Origin of the sequence: Acinetobacter sp. ACZLY 512 (assembly GCF_023614015.1) — a bacterium.
GTDB lineage: Bacteria > Pseudomonadota > Gammaproteobacteria > Pseudomonadales > Moraxellaceae > Acinetobacter > Acinetobacter soli.
On the sequence record NZ_JAKIVI010000010.1, the window covers coordinates 47,758 to 64,432 of the forward strand.

At 41.2% G+C, this 16,675-nt stretch carries 17 protein-coding genes; 6 read left to right on the forward strand and 11 right to left on the reverse strand.

Annotated features, from left to right (window positions below):
- Positions 1-172 precede the first annotated feature (172 nt).
- From L2096_RS11715 to L2096_RS11730, 4 genes are all read left to right on the forward strand, one after another.
- Positions 173-631, forward strand: coding sequence for a BLUF domain-containing protein (locus L2096_RS11715; protein ID WP_025094706.1), 459 nt, complete (start codon positions 173-175; stop codon positions 629-631).
- Positions 632-927: 296 nt separating this feature from the next.
- Positions 928-1,251 carry a ferredoxin FdxA gene (gene fdxA / locus L2096_RS11720; RefSeq protein ID WP_004938070.1) on the forward strand — a complete coding sequence of 108 codons (324 nt, stop codon included), beginning with the start codon at positions 928-930 and terminating at the stop codon, positions 1,249-1,251.
- Positions 1,252-1,379: 128 nt separating this feature from the next.
- Positions 1,380-2,102 (forward strand): D-Ala-D-Ala carboxypeptidase family metallohydrolase, encoded by a 723-nt coding sequence (locus L2096_RS11725; RefSeq protein ID WP_025094707.1) that lies wholly within the window; start codon positions 1,380-1,382, stop codon positions 2,100-2,102.
- 140 nt (positions 2,103-2,242) lie between these two features.
- Positions 2,243-2,911 carry an O-methyltransferase gene (locus tag L2096_RS11730; RefSeq protein WP_055415011.1) on the forward strand — a complete coding sequence of 223 codons (669 nt, stop codon included), beginning with the start codon at positions 2,243-2,245 and terminating at the stop codon, positions 2,909-2,911.
- 111 nt (positions 2,912-3,022) lie between these two features.
- Here L2096_RS11730 and L2096_RS11735 read toward each other — a convergent pair whose 3' ends face one another.
- A complete protein-coding gene (locus L2096_RS11735; protein WP_004938081.1) occupies positions 3,023-3,865 on the reverse strand; it encodes a universal stress protein in 843 nt (280 codons plus the stop codon).
- Positions 3,866-4,202: 337 nt separating this feature from the next.
- Between L2096_RS11735 and L2096_RS11740 the strand changes: the two genes are divergently transcribed.
- Positions 4,203-5,210, forward strand: coding sequence for a hypothetical protein (locus tag L2096_RS11740; protein ID WP_004938084.1), 1,008 nt, complete (start codon positions 4,203-4,205; stop codon positions 5,208-5,210).
- Between the two features lie 50 nt (positions 5,211-5,260).
- Here the strand turns inward: L2096_RS11740 and L2096_RS11745 are convergent, their stop codons facing one another.
- From L2096_RS11745 to L2096_RS11790, 10 genes are all read right to left on the reverse strand, one after another.
- Positions 5,261-5,875: an acyltransferase gene (locus tag L2096_RS11745; RefSeq protein ID WP_004947772.1), complete on the reverse strand. Its 615-nt coding sequence runs from the start codon at positions 5,873-5,875 to the stop codon at positions 5,261-5,263.
- Positions 5,865-6,464: an IMPACT family protein gene (locus L2096_RS11750; protein ID WP_250365469.1), complete on the reverse strand. Its 600-nt coding sequence runs from the start codon at positions 6,462-6,464 to the stop codon at positions 5,865-5,867. Before L2096_RS11750 ends, L2096_RS11745 begins: the two co-directional genes overlap by 11 nt.
- A gap of 97 nt (positions 6,465-6,561) precedes the next feature.
- Positions 6,562-7,752 (reverse strand): beta-barrel domain-containing protein, encoded by a 1,191-nt coding sequence (locus tag L2096_RS11755; RefSeq protein WP_025094710.1) that lies wholly within the window; start codon positions 7,750-7,752, stop codon positions 6,562-6,564.
- Complete coding sequence (locus L2096_RS11760) at positions 7,749-9,893, reverse strand: type I secretion system permease/ATPase (RefSeq protein ID WP_076032359.1); 2,145 nt, start codon at positions 9,891-9,893, stop codon at positions 7,749-7,751. The genes L2096_RS11755 and L2096_RS11760 overlap by 4 nt, the downstream gene beginning before the upstream one ends.
- Positions 9,890-11,416, reverse strand: coding sequence for a TolC family outer membrane protein (locus L2096_RS11765; protein WP_119026534.1), 1,527 nt, complete (start codon positions 11,414-11,416; stop codon positions 9,890-9,892). Before L2096_RS11765 ends, L2096_RS11760 begins: the two co-directional genes overlap by 4 nt.
- Positions 11,417-11,644: 228 nt before the next feature.
- On the reverse strand, positions 11,645-12,391 hold the full coding sequence (gene lptB, locus L2096_RS11770) for an LPS export ABC transporter ATP-binding protein (RefSeq protein ID WP_004938103.1): 747 nt from the start codon (positions 12,389-12,391) through the stop codon (positions 11,645-11,647).
- The gene (lptA, locus tag L2096_RS11775) at positions 12,391-12,939 is read right to left on the reverse strand and encodes a lipopolysaccharide transport periplasmic protein LptA (RefSeq protein WP_004938107.1); all 549 of its coding nucleotides are present in this window, start codon (positions 12,937-12,939) and stop codon (positions 12,391-12,393) included. The genes lptB and lptA overlap by 1 nt, the downstream gene beginning before the upstream one ends.
- Positions 12,923-13,471, reverse strand: a complete 549-nt coding sequence (gene lptC, locus L2096_RS11780; protein WP_250365470.1) for an LPS export ABC transporter periplasmic protein LptC — start codon at positions 13,469-13,471, stop codon at positions 12,923-12,925. Before lptC ends, lptA begins: the two co-directional genes overlap by 17 nt.
- A gap of 37 nt (positions 13,472-13,508) precedes the next feature.
- Entirely contained in the window at positions 13,509-14,048 is a 540-nt protein-coding gene (locus L2096_RS11785; RefSeq protein WP_151746802.1) for a KdsC family phosphatase, read from the reverse strand.
- 2 nt (positions 14,049-14,050) lie between these two features.
- Positions 14,051-15,028: a KpsF/GutQ family sugar-phosphate isomerase gene (locus tag L2096_RS11790; RefSeq protein ID WP_250365471.1), complete on the reverse strand. Its 978-nt coding sequence runs from the start codon at positions 15,026-15,028 to the stop codon at positions 14,051-14,053.
- A gap of 210 nt (positions 15,029-15,238) precedes the next feature.
- On the opposite strand from L2096_RS11790, the gene cysS reads away from it, so the two are divergent.
- Positions 15,239-16,660 carry a cysteine--tRNA ligase gene (gene cysS, locus L2096_RS11795; RefSeq protein WP_250365472.1) on the forward strand — a complete coding sequence of 474 codons (1,422 nt, stop codon included), beginning with the start codon at positions 15,239-15,241 and terminating at the stop codon, positions 16,658-16,660.
- Positions 16,661-16,675: the final 15 nt, after the last annotated feature.

Sequence of the window (16,675 nt, forward strand, 5' to 3'; positions counted from 1 at the left end):
GTCTGCTATGGATGCCCTTTTTTATCTCTGCTTGTAAAATGAGCCTATACAAATGTTAAAAAACGTGAGTGTATAAGCTCACAACCATACAAGTACGTCATAATCTGTTATAGTTATTTTGGCAATCAATTATAAAAGCGGCAACAATTCTAAAAATCATTAAGGTGAGACTATGCCAGCAATTCAGCTACTATACGTGAGCAAAACCAATAGTGAACATCATCAAATCAAAAATGACCTGATGGAAATTTTAACTGAGGCTGTTCAATACAATTCACGCAATGGTATTACGGGTGTGCTGTATTATGGTAATGGTTATTTTGTGCAGTGCCTTGAAGGCGAAGAAAAGACAGTACATGATATTTTCTACACCAAAATTATCAAAGATCCACGTCATCAAAACTGTGAAATTTTAGCGTCGAAATATATCGATCATTCACTATTTCAACGCTGGAGCATGAAATTTGCGCCGATTAATAAAAAAATGAAGGCCTTTTTTGAACAGCACCATATTGATGAGTTTAATCCTTACCTTTTAACACATCACACCACAGAACCTTTCATTCAGTTATTGTCTGAAGAACTTCATCAGGATATCCTGCATTATCCACAGCAAGGCTATTCAGATTGAGTTGACCAAAGGCAACGCTAAACCGGAGCTAAAAAATAAATCAGGACAAACAACTGACCGACAAAGCTTGATTAAGAATCGATATCATTTAAATATTTGTTTTTACAGGTATAAATAGGAGTACAGCTAATAAAAAGTGTGCAACAAAACAAGCAATAAAATACTATAAATCAGTTATTTAAATCCATTTCATGGATTTAAATAACAAATATCAATAAAAGGAATTGTTCGATTGCGAGTTTTTTGCCTAAAATAGGCAAGTTTTAACGAAAACCATATTTTAGGTAGCTGTCGCCATGACCTTTGTTGTCACTGAAAACTGTATTAAATGTAAATATCAAGATTGCGTAGAAGTCTGCCCAGTTGACTGTTTCTATGAAGGTCCAAACTTTCTTGTCATCAATCCAGATGAGTGTATCGACTGTGCGCTTTGCGAGCCAGAATGTCCTGCAAACGCTATTTTCTCTGAAGATGAATTACCTGAAGGTCAGGAAGTCTTTATTGAACTTAATGCAGAATTAGCACAAAAATGGCCAAACATTACCCAAATTGGTGATCAGCCTGCAGATCGCGAAGAATGGAATGGCAAAGCAGATAAGCTTCAATATTTAGAGAAATAATCAATTAAGGATCAGCACTGTCTGATCCTTTTTTATACCTCAAATCAACATTTGATTGCAAAAATTTCATAATTCTAAGACCATTTTAGATTAAAATAACGACTTTAAAATAAGTTGTTGATTTTGTTATGTCTAAGGTTTTGAAAGGTTTGTTTGCATTCAGCCTGATTCCGGTCATGATGGTTGGTTGTACCACAACCTCTCAAAAAAAAGCGACAATTCATGACATTCCTCGTGGTCATCGTATACACATTCCTCAAGAAACAATTTCAATTGAACGCCCTGTTCGTCCTAAAATAACCCCAAGTTCATACTTATACTGGCTCGAAAACCCGACAAATCGTGCGCAAGTTCAAGATTATCAGGCGTTTTTAACTCGCAACGATGTTGCCAATATTGTGCCAAATTACGAATTACTCCGTACAGCACGTGACTGGCAAAAATGCGGTCGCTCAGAATATGCCGTACCTAATCGTGAATTATGGAATAACGCCCTTCCTACACTTCGTGTCTTGAAATATCTGGTGGCTGCCAAAATTTTGACAGACTTTGAAGTCACATCGGTTTACCGCGATTTACCACTTAATCAGTGTGCAGGTGGCGCAAATTCCTCTCGCCATCTATTCAATTCAGCAATTGATTTTAGAATTGGGCCGGAAATTCCTCAGCCGCAAGATTATGCTTTTATCGAAAATACCAAATTTAAACTCTGTCAATTTTGGTCACAACACGGGCAAAGCTTGAATATGGGGCTAGGCTTGTACAGTACTGGACAAATTCATATCGATACGCAAGGCTATCGTACATGGGGGCCTGACCACAGCAGAAACAGTTCGATGTGTAATTTTTAATTGATTGATACGAGTGGCACCCAATAGAGATCGATTTGATCTCTTTTTTTATTTTATTTTTTGATTTCCTTGCCAAATCTCATAGAATTGTCAGGTTTTTAAATACACTTCCCTCTCTTAGGACTAAAGGTATACTTGCAATGCAACAGCAGTGGAACGACATTGATCACTATATTGAATCAAAATTAATTCCAGAAGATGCAAATCTTAAATTTGCCCTGAACAATACCTCAGCTCAGGGTTTTCCAGATCACTTGGCTGTTGCTCCCAATCAAGGCATGTTATTGCAAATGCTCATTCAGATGAATAAATGCAAACGCGTTTTGGAACTTGGCACATTTGCAGCGTATAGTACTTTATGGTTGGCACGGGTGCTTCCAGAAGACGGTTATCTCATGACTATTGAAGGGCGAGACAATCACGCTGCACTGGCACAGCAAAATATTGATCAGGCGAATCTAGCCGTACCAATTGAGTTAAAGGTGGGCCGTGCAGCAGAAATTTTAGCGGCAATAGACGCCAGCACTTTCGAACCTTTCGATTTTATTTTTATAGATGCAGATAAACAAAGTTATCCTGAATATTTAGAGTTAAGCCTTAACTTGTCGCATTCGGGCACGGTGATTGTTTTAGACAATGTGATTCGCGCTGGCGCACTTATCGATGCTGAAAACCAGCGTCCAAGTATCGAAGGTATCCGCTCTACTTTTGAACTCATGCAGAATCATCCGCGACTTTTGTCGTCTACAGCGCTTCAAACTGTGGGTTCGAAAGGACATGATGGTTTCGCAATCGCGATTGTCAAATAGCGATCAAAAAACAGACTTAAGTATTTTCTGTATTTAAATCAAATATTTAAATACAATATTTATGTTTTTCCATATAGTTATCCACAACATTTGCGGATAACTATTGTTACATTATTTGGCAACCAGCAACGGCACACTTGCATTTCTGAAAATTGAAGTGGCAATACTTCCCAAAAAGAACTGATGTAATTTACTGTGACTAAATGCACCCAGTACAATCATCTGAATACCAAGCTCTTGCTGATACTCAAGAATATTTTCAGCCACATCGCCATAACGGTACACGGTTACCACATCAAGTCCTGCTGTTCGAAGGTACTCTTCGGGGTCTTTGAGTACTTCGGGATGATCCCCTACATACAATAAATGGCATTGTAAAGTTTTGAGTAAATCACTTTGGGAGATTCGTTGCATGATATTTAAGCATGTTGGTGAATACTCGTAGGCAAAGATAAACCGAGTCGGAATTTTAAAGTTCTCACCCACCGTCATTACGGTACAGTTCGCTCCACGAATAAAATTCTCTACATTACTTCCTATAGGCTTATTTTTTTCAGCGGCACGCTCACCGACTTTACCAATCACGACAAAGTCTGTTTCTCTGAGCACACTAAAACTTTGCTCTAAGAAATCACCTTTCTCCTGAATCTTTGTACTTTCCAACCCATACTTATCTAGAATCATTTCCGAGATATGTTTGAGTAGGTTATTACTATAATCGATTGCTAATTCACTTTGTTTTTGTTCAAGTTCTGCAAGCTCTTTGAGCAACATCGCGTTACTTTCAAATCCGATGACGCCACTAATTTCACCTAAATGGTAGCTTGCAGGATAATAATCTAATACTTGTAAAAGCACCAATTCCCGTTTGGTTTCTCTTGCTACCCACGCAGCTGCTTCTGCAATTGCATTGATGCAAGGTGAAGAATCAATACATGCGATTACGCGACTCATACTTGCCTCTCTTCTTTAAGGTCTTTGTGCCTAGAGATTTTTTGACATGTTTTTAACTTATCATATTTATTTCAGAATAGGATTTATTTCAGTTATTTTTTTAGATGTCTAGAATATATAATCCTTTTAATATTACTTTAAGCCCATCAAGGTATGTTTGTGATAAGATTCACATAATTTAACTAAAATATAGAAAAGCTATCAAAAATAAGAATTTAAGCAGAATTTACAATCATAAAATAGCCGACATTTTTAATTTATTTATTGAGATTTATCACTTTTTTCATTAAAAAGGTTATGCAAATTATTCTTATGCTAAATAAAAAAGAGGGTTATCATGTTTTCATTATTTACTGGGAAACTTAGCAGTGTTTTAACAACTGTATTTCAAGGACTGACTCAAGCTGTGGGCAAAATTGTTGATGCTGTTGTAACAGCAGCTGAAACAATTACTGATGTTGTGGTCGACTCAGTCGTTACACCTGTGGTTGACGTTTTAGACCATGTTCCTGTTTTGGGTGATGTTGTAGGTTCAGTCACTGGCCTTGTTACATCTACAACTGATAATTTATTCGATACACTTCATAATACCGCTGCAAACATTACTTCTGGCGATCTTGCTGAAACTGTTGGCGATCTTGTTACAGACACCACTGGTTTAGTGACTAACTTAGTGACTGACACAGCTTCTACGCTTGATTCAATTTCAACAACACTGGTCGATGCTGCTCAAGACATTCCTGTAGTCGGTGAAGTGGTTGAATCTGTTTCTAATCTTGTGACTTCAACTTTAGAAAATGTTTCTACAACTGCTGAAAATCTGTATGGCAACCTTGTTGAAGGTGATTTACTGGGTGCTGTAACCGATTTACTTTCTGATACAACGTCTGTAGCGGGTAATCTGGTAACTGACGTATCTACAACTGTAGGTGATGTTCTTGACAGCACTGACGTTGTTACAAACTACGTGACTCAAGTGCCTGTACTTGGGGGTGTAATTGCGGGTGTTCTAGATTCTGTAGACAACGTTGTAGATACCGTTGGTGACGTGGGCCAGTATGTTGCTGACGTTGATCCAGTTCAATTGGTCAGCGATCTTCTTAATGCACCAGCGGAAACACTAGGCACAGTTGTTGTTGATGTTGCGGGTGTTGTTGCCGATCTTGCTGACGACCTTAACCCATTGGTTGCTTCTACTGCTTCAACACCAGTATTGGGTGCAGTAGTTGAAACTGTAACTGATGCAGTAGATTTAGTTTCAGGTACAGTTGCATCTGTAGGCACAGGCTTACAAGGCTTTAATGCACTTGACGAATTGATTAACAGCACTCTTTCTCCTGTTTAATAACTTAAATTTTACATGAGAAAAAAAGGCCCTAGTTCATAGGGTCTTTTTTATTGTCGTAATCGAATAAATCGAGCAGGATTTCCTGCAACAACATGCTGCGAGTCGATATTTTTAGTCACCATACTGTTCATACCTACAACTGCATGCGCACCAATTGTCACGCCATCTTTCACCCCTACATGCGCTCCAAGCCAGACATCCTTTTCAATACAAATGCCCTGTGATCTTACTGGCTGTTGATAAATGGGTTGATCAAAACTCATACCATGATCAAAGGCATATAAATGACAATACGCCGCAAGACGCACTTGATCACCCAAGGTAATGCCGACCCTTCCACCATCTAATATGCAATGATGGTTAATGGCAACTTCAGATCCAATATGCAATGGACCATGCAATACACAATCGGCTGCAATAAAACTGTTATCGCCGATGATAATTTTTCGGCCCGGCTCGGCAAAAATATGTGCAAGAGGCGATATAAAGCAGTTTTGACCAATTTCAACCGTTTCCATATCCATCAGATAAGCCTGATAGTCACGTTGCCATTCATCAGCCCATTCCCGATGTTTGGGTTTTAAAGTCCAGTACAGCCATGGCATGTAATTCAAACGATGTTTGTGCTGCTCTCGATATTTGAGTAAAGGATCATTGTTCATCTTGCGGTTGTATTCTCTTTAATTTCTCTCGCCCCCGAGTGACATGATTAATCTTGAGCGATAATGGCTCAATCTGATCAATTTCGACATCAGCCTCTACGATTACACCCTCAGCTGTAAAGTAGCTGGTATACACGGTTTGATGTTGTTTTAGTTCATATTCAAGAATCGACCATTCATTGAAATGGCAATTAAAGTGAATAGATTCTTTATGGATAAGCGGTTTTTTCTCTGCACGTGACAGGCATTGCCCCGCACAGCCACCATAAGCACGTACCAGCCCACCTGTACCGAGCTTGATGCCACCAAACCAACGGTTGACGATTACCAGAATATTCGTCAGCTCATTTCCTTCAATTGTCGCCAGAATCGGACGACCTGCCGTACCGGAAGGTTCTCCGTCATCATTAAAACGTAATTGATTACCGATCTTCCATGCCCAGCATTGATGTGCCGTCGAGTGATCGTAATATTGATCCAAGTATGCTTTGATCTGATGCTCGGTCTCTACAGGAATAGCGATTGCCTGAAAGCGACTTTTTTTTATTTCCTCTTCATATGAAACAACTTCGCTAATCGTAAACGCCATATTACCCATCACACACTGTACAAGACCGAAATTATACGCAATTTCTAGATATAATTTCGATAGAAAAAAGCCCCGATCAGTGTCGGGGCTTTTTTACTTAACGCTCTCGCAGCGCTTCTTTCGCTTTGTTAAATGGTTTTAACAAGTAGTCCATAATGGTTTTTTGTCCGGTTTTGATATCAACCGTGGCCACCATACCTGGCGTAATTCCAAATGCCTTACCAGATTTATTGTAAAGTTTATCAGAATCGGTACGAATATAAACACGATAGTAGAACTGATCCTGCTTGACTTCATCACGAATCGTATCTGGTGAAATAAACGTCACCTTGCCTTGCATACCACCGTAAATCGAATAGTCATAAGCGGTAATTTTAACCAATGCTTCTTGCCCCGGACGAATAAAAGCGATATCACGCGGTAAGATACGCGCTTCAATTAGTAATTTTTCATCCAATGGCACAATGGTCATCAGTTTACCGTTTTGAGGGATAACACCGCCCAAAGTGGTCACTGAAATTTCTTTGACTACACCGCGAACCGGTGCTTTAAATACGGTACGAGATAAAGTATCGGTACGCCCTTTAATCACCTGTTGCTGGGTTTGAACATCGGTATTCGATTTTGAAAGCTCTTCACGTGCCTTTACATAATAACTGCTACGCGCATCATTGATTTTATTTTGTAAATCATTTGCTTCACGCTTTAAACGCAGTACCTCAACCTCACTGGCTGCACCTTTAGCCACTAATGGCTCGGTCATCACCAGTTCTTGTTGAACTAAACGCAAGGCTTGTTGCAAACCCGAAACCGTTTCTTCTAAATTCGAACGACGCGAGTTATAAAGTGCAGTTTCCTCTTGGACCAGTTTTGGCTCCTTTAGCACCTGCTCAGGAAAAGATAACGGTGTTCCATTCACCTCAGCACGCAAACGTGCCGAAGTGGCTTGAGCGGCAACCAAAAGTGATTGCGACTCGCCAACATTGGATTCAAAACGTGTTGGATCTAGGAGTGCAAGTATCTGACCTTTCTCAACAATATCGCCTTCTTTGACATCCAACTTCGTCAAGATACCACCGTCTAGAGATTGAATGACTTGCTCTTTCGATGACGGAATAACTTTTCCTGTACCCGTTGATACTTCTTCAAGCTTAAACAACCACGCCCAGACAATTAGAATCAGTAAGGCAATCCCCACAATCCAGATAACGAAGCTGGCACGAGGTAAAGGTGGCTCTTTATATGAAACATTTAATGAGCGGGATTTTGCTTGTTGTTGATCGCTCATGATTTAATCCCCTGTGCTGGCGCAACTGCTTTAGCCTGAGTTGATTGATTTAAGATTTGATCACGTGGACCATCCATCACGATCTTGCCATCGTTAATCACAATAATTCGGTCAACAAGTTCAAGTACTGCTCTACGGTGAGTTGCCACCACCAATGTACGATGCGCCAACCATACTTTTAGATGATCGATGAGTTGTTTTTCTGAAACATCATCAATGGCAGCCGTTGGCTCGTCTAGTAGTAAAATGTTGGGTTGACGAATGAGCAAACGTGAAAGTAACAATGCCTGACGCTGACCACCCGAAAAACCAATTCCACCCTCTAAGATAAGATGATCGAGACCTTCTTTTTTCTCTTCTACAAAGGCCAAAGCACCTGTTACACGTAATGCCTTGATGATATCTTCATCGTTGGCCAAAGGAGCACCTAGCGTCAAGTTTTCACGTATCGTGCCGTAAAACAAGTTGGCATTTTGGTTTAAAAGCCCCATATCACGACGCACATCTGCCGGATCAATCATTGAAAGTTCAAGATCATCCAAGGTAATTTTTCCATTGACCGGAAATTGCATACCAGACAAAAGCTGTAGCAAGGTCGATTTACCTGCGCCATTACGGCCTAAAATGGCAACTTTTTCACCTGCCTTAATTTTTAGTCTTGAAATCGTAAGGTTCGGTTTGTTGTCTTCTGGATCATATTGAAACACCACATTGCTCAACTCATAATCGCCATGAATCACTGGCTTATGCACCAAATGAGCACGATCTGGTTGATCCACGGATTTTTTCATAAGCTCATCAAGGCTGCTTTTGGCTACTTTGGCTTGCTGTAAACGACCTAAAACTCCAGTAATATTCGAAATAGGCCCCAGCATACGCGAAGATAGAATCGAACACGCAACTAGCGCACCTGTGGTCATATCACCATCCATGACCGCAAAACAACCCACCAAAATCACCAAGGCGTAAGTCAGCCCTTGTAGCTTTTGTGTCCAAGCAGATAGCACACCTACAATTTTACGCTGCTGCATACTGTAATCTGCAGACAGTTCGTTCATGTGGTTCCACTGATTTTGAAAGCGTGATTCTGCACGGAGCAGTTTGATATCTTCAATGCCTTGTACGGCTTCAACCAAAATAGCATTACGAATCGCAGATTCTCGCATACCTTCTTTAGCCAGTTTAGCGAGCTGCTTTTGTGCCAAAATACCCGGCAAAATCATGAGCGGCACAATAACCACAACCACCCAAAAAACATGACCGCCAATGATCCACATGATCACCAAAAACAGGATAAAAAACGGTAAATCAGCAATCGCTGTAATGGTCGTCGATGTCACTAGCTCTCGAACACCTTCTAATTCACGAATTTGCGAAATAAAGGTGCCTGTCGATTTAGAGCGTTCATTATTTTTAATACGCAGTGCATGACCAAATACACGATCAGAAATTTTAAGATCTGCACGCTTTCCAATAATATCCGACAAGTAGATACGACTGACGCGTAAAATAAACTCAAAGATTGCAGCAATAAATACACCGCCAGCCAGCACCCAAAGTGTTGGGATCGACTGGGAAGGCACGACGCGATCGTACACCTGCATCGAAAATACAACCGTTGCAAGCGCCAAAATATTTGCAATTAAGGATGCAAACATAATGTCGATATAGCGCTTCCAGTCTTTGAGTACAATTGACCAGAACCAGCTCGCCTCATAAGGTTTAATGTATTCATCAACACGCGCATCGGCAATCGATGCTTCTGGTCGTAATATATAGATATTTTTGACCAGTCCTTTTAGGCTTTCTATTGCAAAACTTTGTGATAGACCATGATCACCACTGAGCTGAATGCTCACATTACCCTGCGCATCCGCCTTGTCAATTACACCAATCTGGCCATCTTTAAATTCGGCAATCACGGGTAAACGCCATGGATTGATCAAGTCTAAATCAAACTTGGCAACACGTAAGCTCAACCCCATTTGTCTGCACATCAACGACAATACCTCTTCAGGATTGTGGTTTTGATTCCAATCGAGTTGCAACCGAATACGTTCTTCAGAAGATTCAATTCGATAATGACGTGCAATGGTCAGGACAGCCTGCAACCATGGTTGATATTGAAATGTTTTTGTCATGGTTGCACCTCAAAGCCCTGGATTGAAATATTATTGAGGCCGTAGGCATCTCGTGTTTTTCCAGTGGTCGAAATATATTGAACAAGACTTGAATAAATGTCGTAACGTGCATTCTCAAGCTCGTTGGCAGACGAGTGAATCGCTTGTTCAGCATTTAATAGGTCAAGTGCAGATCGTGTGCCGAGCTTGTATTGTTCTTGGTAAAGTTCTCGTGTTTTCACCGCAGTAATTTGACGGGCGCGTAACACCTTAATTTGCTCTTGCTTATTTTCGATATTTTCACGTGTAATTTTGACATTATCCATGACATCTAAATAAACTGAATTGACTTTAGATTTTGCTGCTTCTTCGGCAAAGCCCGCAGAGCGAATTTGAGCTGAAATTGCGCCACCCTGATACAGTTTAGTATTGGCCTCTAAAGCAACCGAACTGTAAAATCCGTCATCTTTGTTGTTATTTGGATTGGTGCCATTGACTGCCTGACTCACCGAACCGACCAAAGAAAGCGTAGGATAACGGCTTAAATCTGTTCTTTTTTTATCTGCCTTGGCCACTTCCACTTCGGCCTGTGCGGCCAACATATTTGGAATCACATTAAAATCAGGTTCTTTATACAAATCAGAGACTTCAACCAGATTTTCTGGAATCGTCCATGATTTTCCCATCGAGTCAAAACCAAGTAAAACAGTCAGTCGTTGCTGATTTTGACGCAATAACGAACGCTGCGCGATCAGCGCCGATTGAGCCGATTCAACATAAGAGCGTGCCTGAACCGGATCTGCCTGACTACTGATTCCCGCTTGCGCTCTTAATTCGGTAATTCCCAAGATGCGCTGTAAACCTTTTACTTGCTGCTCTGCAATTGCTACCAGTTTTTTATAGCGTTCAATATTCACAATAGTAGCAGCTGTTTCGGTTGCAATTGAATCAATACTGACTAACACATTGGCTTGTTGTAGCTGCAAACGTGCTTCTTGCGAGGTCACATTGGATTTAACCTGACCAAAGTCATAAAGCAATTGTGAAGCACTAATCGTAAACATTTGACGACCGCGCTGTTCAGACGATGCCAGATTACCACCAGTCGAAATACCACCACTGATTTGTGGATAATACTGCGATTTTGCTACATCAATATTTGAGTTTTGTGCCGCCATCGTTGAAATGGCCTGACCAATTGAAGGGTTTCGCTTTACGGCAATCTGGACTGCATCGACCAAATTAATTTCACTGAGCCTCGACTCGACCGGACCGGTGTTTGCATCAGGTGCGACCGCGCCATAGGTCACTTGCGGCAATCCCTGCACAATAATCGGATCTAACTTTACAGTTTGAAACTTTTGTATTTGAACTGTCTTGTAATCATCGTTTGGTTTAGATTTAAATAACCCGCTGATCTTGTCTTTTAAATGAAAACCAGATGTATCGGAAGGCGCTGCGAATACCGAAGAGGTCACCATCGAAATCGAACTGCATAGCAGTAAGACTCTCAATGTTGTGACCTTTTTCCCCGCTTCACTCATATGAGAAATTGATATTGGTCGATGCATAGTAAATATTTTTATGGTTAAACGGCAGTAAAATTTTCACATATTTTTATCACAAAAAATTGCATTATGCTAAATAAATCACATGTTTTAGATACATTTTTTCTTATTATGAAAAAATCCAGTAGCACTGTGTAACGATTCTGTCATTACTCAGTTCTACTGGATTGAATGAAACCAATTAATCTAGTTCATACGCAAAAATTAAACCGTAAAGTCATCACCTAAGTAAACTTTACGTACTTGCTCATTTTCTAGAATTTCTTGTGGTGTACCCTCGGCAATAACCGCGCCCTCACTAACAATATATGCATGTTCACAAATAGCCAGTGTTTCACGTACGTTATGATCCGTAATCAACACACCAATGCCTCGATCTTTTAAGTTACGAATAATATCTTTGATGTCTCCAACAGAAATTGGATCGACACCTGCAAACGGTTCATCGAGGAGCATAAATTTTGGATCGGCTGCTAAGGCACGCGCGATCTCAGCACGGCGACGTTCACCACCCGACACACTCATGCCCAAAGAATCTTTGATGTGGGTAATCTTGAAATCATTTAACAACTCTTGAAGTCGTTGCTGACGCTGTTGTTTATTCAAATCTTTGCGTGTTTCCAAAATTGCCATAATATTTTCAGAAATGGTCAGCTTTCTAAAAATCGAAGCTTCTTGTGGCAAATACCCAATCCCTTTACGCGCACGCTCATGCATTGCAAGATCTGACAGGTCAAGATCATCAAGATGGATTTCACCTTTATCCATGCGAACCAAGCCCACCACCATATAGAAACTTGTGGTTTTACCGGCACCGTTTGGCCCCAGCAAACCGACAATTTGCCCGCTTTCCATCGTAAAGGACACATCCTTGACCACCCAGCGTTTACTGTAATTCTTTGCAAGGTGCTTGATACACAAAGTTTGTGGTTTATCCAAAGCTTGCTCCATTAGTCACGTGCCCCCGGGAAACTTTTAGAGGCAGATGGTGGAATCACTAACTGCACACGATTCGAGCCTGAACCTTGGGCCTCGATATCACCTTTGTTCATGCTGTAGCGAAGCGTATTACCACGGACACTGGCACCATCCTGATTCAGATAGGCATTACCTGTTAAAGTAATAATGCCGGTTTCAGCGTTATAGACAATCTTTTGTGCTTCGCCACGCGCAATTCCTTTTTGAGCACTGATCTGCTGTTGAAATTTTGCTGGGCGACCTGTTGCATTTACAGTTTGTAGCTGACGCTGTGAATTTAGCTGACCCACAATCGAATCTGCCTGTAGCTTCATAGTGCCCTGTTCAATCATCACATTGCCCGTATAGGTCGTGACACCTGTTTTTTCGTTATAGGTAGCTCGATCTGCAACCAATGAAATAGGCTGATTACGATCTGATGGTAAAGCAAATACGCTGCTACAAGAGATCCCCAATACGGCAACAGACACACCTTTTTTAAGGAAAGCTGAAGAGCAAAAAAAGTTAAGAATTTGGCGCATACTTTCCTCGAATATTAAAAAACTCGTACTGACCCGTGTTTAAATTTGCTTTTAATCCATTGCTGATAAAAGACGATTGCGGTGAGTCAACATTCACTTGATGTGAGGTCTCAATCAGTTTTGTATCTGGATAAGTGGTTAACTCATCGGTTTTAAATTCAATTTTACCTTGGTCAGATAACTTTGTGGCGACAACCTGATCTGACAGCACCACTTTTGCATTGTCATTGTAGCCGTGTGCATATTTTGAAAAAAAGGTGGAGTCAACGCTACCGTTTTTGTAGGTCGAAGCATTCAGATTTTCAAGTTTTGAGGTCTGATTTTGCATGTTTTGCTCTAACCGATCCACTTTGGCACGAATGTACAGATGACCCTGGTCGTCGGTTTGAGTGAGATAAACACCTTCCGCAGAATAAGTCATATTTCTTGCCGAATCGACATTCAGTTTTTTTGCTTTGCCACTGTAATAGTAATAGCCACCACTTACAGACGCGATGACAACAGCAGCAATATAAAGCGCTTTAGTATCCATGAACGGTGTGTCTGACCTGTATCACTCTATAAGAATATTAATGGGGTACACTGAGATATTTTGCAAGAAGTTCTTCGTAAACTCCTTTTGCATTCAGTAACATATCACAAACTTCACGTACTGCACCACGCCCGCCCATCGCCTGAGTAACCAAATGCGCACGACGTCTTACCTCGACATGACCATTGGGCACGGTCACACACATCCCTGCAATGGAAAAAGCCGACAAATCAGGCCAGTCGTCACCCATGTATAAACAATCTTCCGGTGACAATTCAAACTGCGCACATGCTTCTTTGAGCGCAACACCCTTATCTTCACGTCCTTGAAAAACCAGATCAACACCAAGATCAGACATGCGTTTTTCAACAATATGACTTTTACGACCAGTAATAATGATCACCTTTAAGCCTGCCTGCTGGACTAATTTCATGCCCAGACCATCACGGATATCAAAGGATTTAATTTCATCGCCTGTATTGGTGAGCGTAACAAAACCGTCGCTTAAAATACCATCTACATCAAGCACCAATGCTTGAATATGTCGTGCTTGCTCAAGTAATGCAAAAGACGCCATGTTTAATTTACCCCTGCTTGAATCAGGTCATGCATGCTGATAACCCCAATGACTTTATTTTGATCATCGACCACCACAAATTGACTGATTTTTCGTTCATTTAACTGCTGTAATGCTTCAACTGCTCTTGCTTCTTGTGAAATTGTGGCCGGATGTGTAATCATCACATCTTGAACAGGCAAATTCACATCAAAGCCTTGTTGTTTATCAATTAAACGGCGCAAATCGCCGTCAGTAAAGATGCCCATTAAGCGATCCTGCTCATCTACAACGGTTGTGAGCCCCAAGCGCTTATTGGAAATTTCGTAAAGCACCTGATTCATTGGCGTGTTGGGTGACACTTTTGGAAGCTCATCTGCGGTGTGCATTAAGTGCTTTACATGCAACAGCAAACGCTTGCCTAATGCACCAGCCGGATGCGAACGTGCAAAATCATCTGCGGTAAAACCGCGCGCTTCAAGTAATGCAACAGCGAGCGCATCGCCAAGTACCAGTGTTGCCGTAGTGCTTGAGGTCGGCGCTAAACCTAGCGGACATGCCTCATCCGATTCGCCTAAAGTCAAAGCAACGTCGGCATTTTGCGGCATTGGTCCTTTATCATCACGACTCATGGTAATCAACGGCACTTCAAGATGCTTAATCAGTGGCATCAGCATCATGATTTCGTCACTTTTACCTGAATTCGAAATCGCAATCAGCACATCGCCACGTACCAGCATTCCTAAATCACCATGCCCCGCTTCACCTGGATGCATAAAAAATGATGGCGTTCCTGTTGAGGCAAATGTTGCTGCCATTTTACGACCAATATGTCCCGACTTACCCATCCCCGTAATCACAACACGGCCTTTACACTGCAAGATAATTTCACAGGCCTTATTGAATCGCACATCGATTTGTTTGGCCAACACATCAAGTGCATGCTGTTCAATAGCGATCGTTTCGAATGCGATTTTTTTAAAATCGGTGGTCATGGTCATAAAAATAGCTCGAATAACTTCAACTTAAGTGCGAATTGCAGCTTAGTCTTTGACGCAAAAAATTTGCGTTATTCTAACATAGCTCTGATCAAGACACGTTTTTAAATGTACAAGTTTTCACAAGCTTAGAAATTTGAGTGATAAAACTTTGTTAAAAATCTTGCTTACGTTATGATGTAACACTGTTTTTGGTGAGTTTTGAAGACCTTTATGCAACCATTTGTTTTATACAACTCAGAGCAACGTAAGAAAGTTGAATTTGTTCCGCGCAGACCCGGTCAGATTGACATGTATGTCTGTGGTATGACGGTCTATGATTATTGTCATATTGGACATGCTCGAGTAATGGTTGCATTTGACTACATTATCCGTTTTTTACGTAGTCAGGGCTGGAACGTTCGTTATATCCGCAACATCACCGATATTGATGACAAAATCATCAAGCGTGCGAATGAAAATAATGAATCAATTCATGAGTTAACTGCCCGTTTCATCGACGCAATGAATCAAGATGCAGCGCAACTGGGCTGTGCCGAACCGGATGAGTCACCAAAAGCGACCGAATATATCGATCAAATGCAGGCCATGATAAGTACTTTGGTCGATAAAGGTACGGCATATCCAGCAACAAATGGTGACGTATATTTTGAAGTGAACAAGTTTGAAAAATACGGACGCTTGTCTGGTCGTAAGCTTGAAGACATGCAAGCGGGTGCAAGTGAACGTGTCGATGTGGAAGTCGAGAAAAAACATCCCTTTGACTTTGTACTTTGGAAACATGCCAAAGAAAATGAGCCTTCTTGGGCTTCACCATGGGGCAACGGTCGTCCAGGCTGGCATATCGAGTGTTCCGCAATGTCGACATGCTGCCTAGGCAATCACTTCGATATTCACGGCGGCGGCTCGGACTTAACATTTCCGCACCATGAAAATGAGATTGCGCAAAGTGAGGCTTCAACCGGCGAGCAGTATGTCAATTACTGGATGCATGTTGGCTTTATCAATGTTGACGGCGAAAAGATGTCTAAGTCTTTGGGTAACTTCTTTACTATTCGCGATGTTATGGATAAGTTTCACCCTGAAGTGATTCGCTACTTTATTGTGTCATCGCACTATCGTAGCCCAGTCAATTTTTCAGATACCGCACTCAAAGAGGCAAAAACTGCATTAAGTCGTTTTTATCATGCATTTAAAGCTTATGAGCAAGTGTTTGGTCAAACCAAGACCTCTCATTTGGAGCAAACATATGTAGAGCGCTTCAATACGGCTATGCGCGATGATTTCAACACGCCTGAAGCCATGGCTGTATTGTTTGAATTGATTCGTGAGCTAAATCGTGCAGTCAAGGAAGAGCAATCTGATCTGGCAACAACACTTTACTCAACGCTTCGTGCTTTGACCGATATTTTAGGATTGGTACAGCATCATGTGGATGATTTCTTAAAATCTACCATTGGACACGAAGATTCTGGACTTTCCGATAGCGAAATTGAAACACTGATTCAACAACGAGCGGATGCAAAAAAAGCCAAAGATTTTGCTGGTGCAGATGCAATTCGTAAGTCTCTACTTGATAGTGGAATCGTTTTAGAAGATACACGCCAAGGAACTGTATGGCGACGTGCTGATTAATTCAGCAATTCCTCT

Bases quoted from the DNA above. Each gene is read 5' to 3' on its own strand.
- L2096_RS11715 (WP_025094706.1), top strand. From the start codon at position 173: ATGCCAGCAATTCAGCTACTATACGTGAGCAAAACCAATAGTGAACAT.
- fdxA (WP_004938070.1), top strand. From the start codon at position 928: ATGACCTTTGTTGTCACTGAAAACTGTATTAAATGTAAATATCAAGAT.
- L2096_RS11725 (WP_025094707.1), top strand. From the start codon at position 1,380: ATGTCTAAGGTTTTGAAAGGTTTGTTTGCATTCAGCCTGATTCCGGTC.
- L2096_RS11730 (WP_055415011.1), top strand. From the start codon at position 2,243: ATGCAACAGCAGTGGAACGACATTGATCACTATATTGAATCAAAATTA.
- L2096_RS11735 (WP_004938081.1), bottom strand. From the start codon at position 3,865: ATGAGTCGCGTAATCGCATGTATTGATTCTTCACCTTGCATCAATGCA.
- L2096_RS11740 (WP_004938084.1), top strand. From the start codon at position 4,203: ATGTTTTCATTATTTACTGGGAAACTTAGCAGTGTTTTAACAACTGTA.
- L2096_RS11745 (WP_004947772.1), bottom strand. From the start codon at position 5,875: ATGAACAATGATCCTTTACTCAAATATCGAGAGCAGCACAAACATCGT.
- L2096_RS11750 (WP_250365469.1), bottom strand. From the start codon at position 6,464: ATGGCGTTTACGATTAGCGAAGTTGTTTCATATGAAGAGGAAATAAAA.
- L2096_RS11755 (WP_025094710.1), bottom strand. From the start codon at position 7,752: ATGAGCGATCAACAACAAGCAAAATCCCGCTCATTAAATGTTTCATAT.
- L2096_RS11760 (WP_076032359.1), bottom strand. From the start codon at position 9,893: ATGACAAAAACATTTCAATATCAACCATGGTTGCAGGCTGTCCTGACC.
- L2096_RS11765 (WP_119026534.1), bottom strand. From the start codon at position 11,416: ATGAGTGAAGCGGGGAAAAAGGTCACAACATTGAGAGTCTTACTGCTA.
- lptB (WP_004938103.1), bottom strand. From the start codon at position 12,391: ATGGAGCAAGCTTTGGATAAACCACAAACTTTGTGTATCAAGCACCTT.
- lptA (WP_004938107.1), bottom strand. From the start codon at position 12,939: ATGCGCCAAATTCTTAACTTTTTTTGCTCTTCAGCTTTCCTTAAAAAA.
- lptC (WP_250365470.1), bottom strand. From the start codon at position 13,471: ATGGATACTAAAGCGCTTTATATTGCTGCTGTTGTCATCGCGTCTGTA.
- L2096_RS11785 (WP_151746802.1), bottom strand. From the start codon at position 14,048: ATGGCGTCTTTTGCATTACTTGAGCAAGCACGACATATTCAAGCATTG.
- L2096_RS11790 (WP_250365471.1), bottom strand. From the start codon at position 15,028: ATGACCATGACCACCGATTTTAAAAAAATCGCATTCGAAACGATCGCT.
- cysS (WP_250365472.1), top strand. From the start codon at position 15,239: ATGCAACCATTTGTTTTATACAACTCAGAGCAACGTAAGAAAGTTGAA.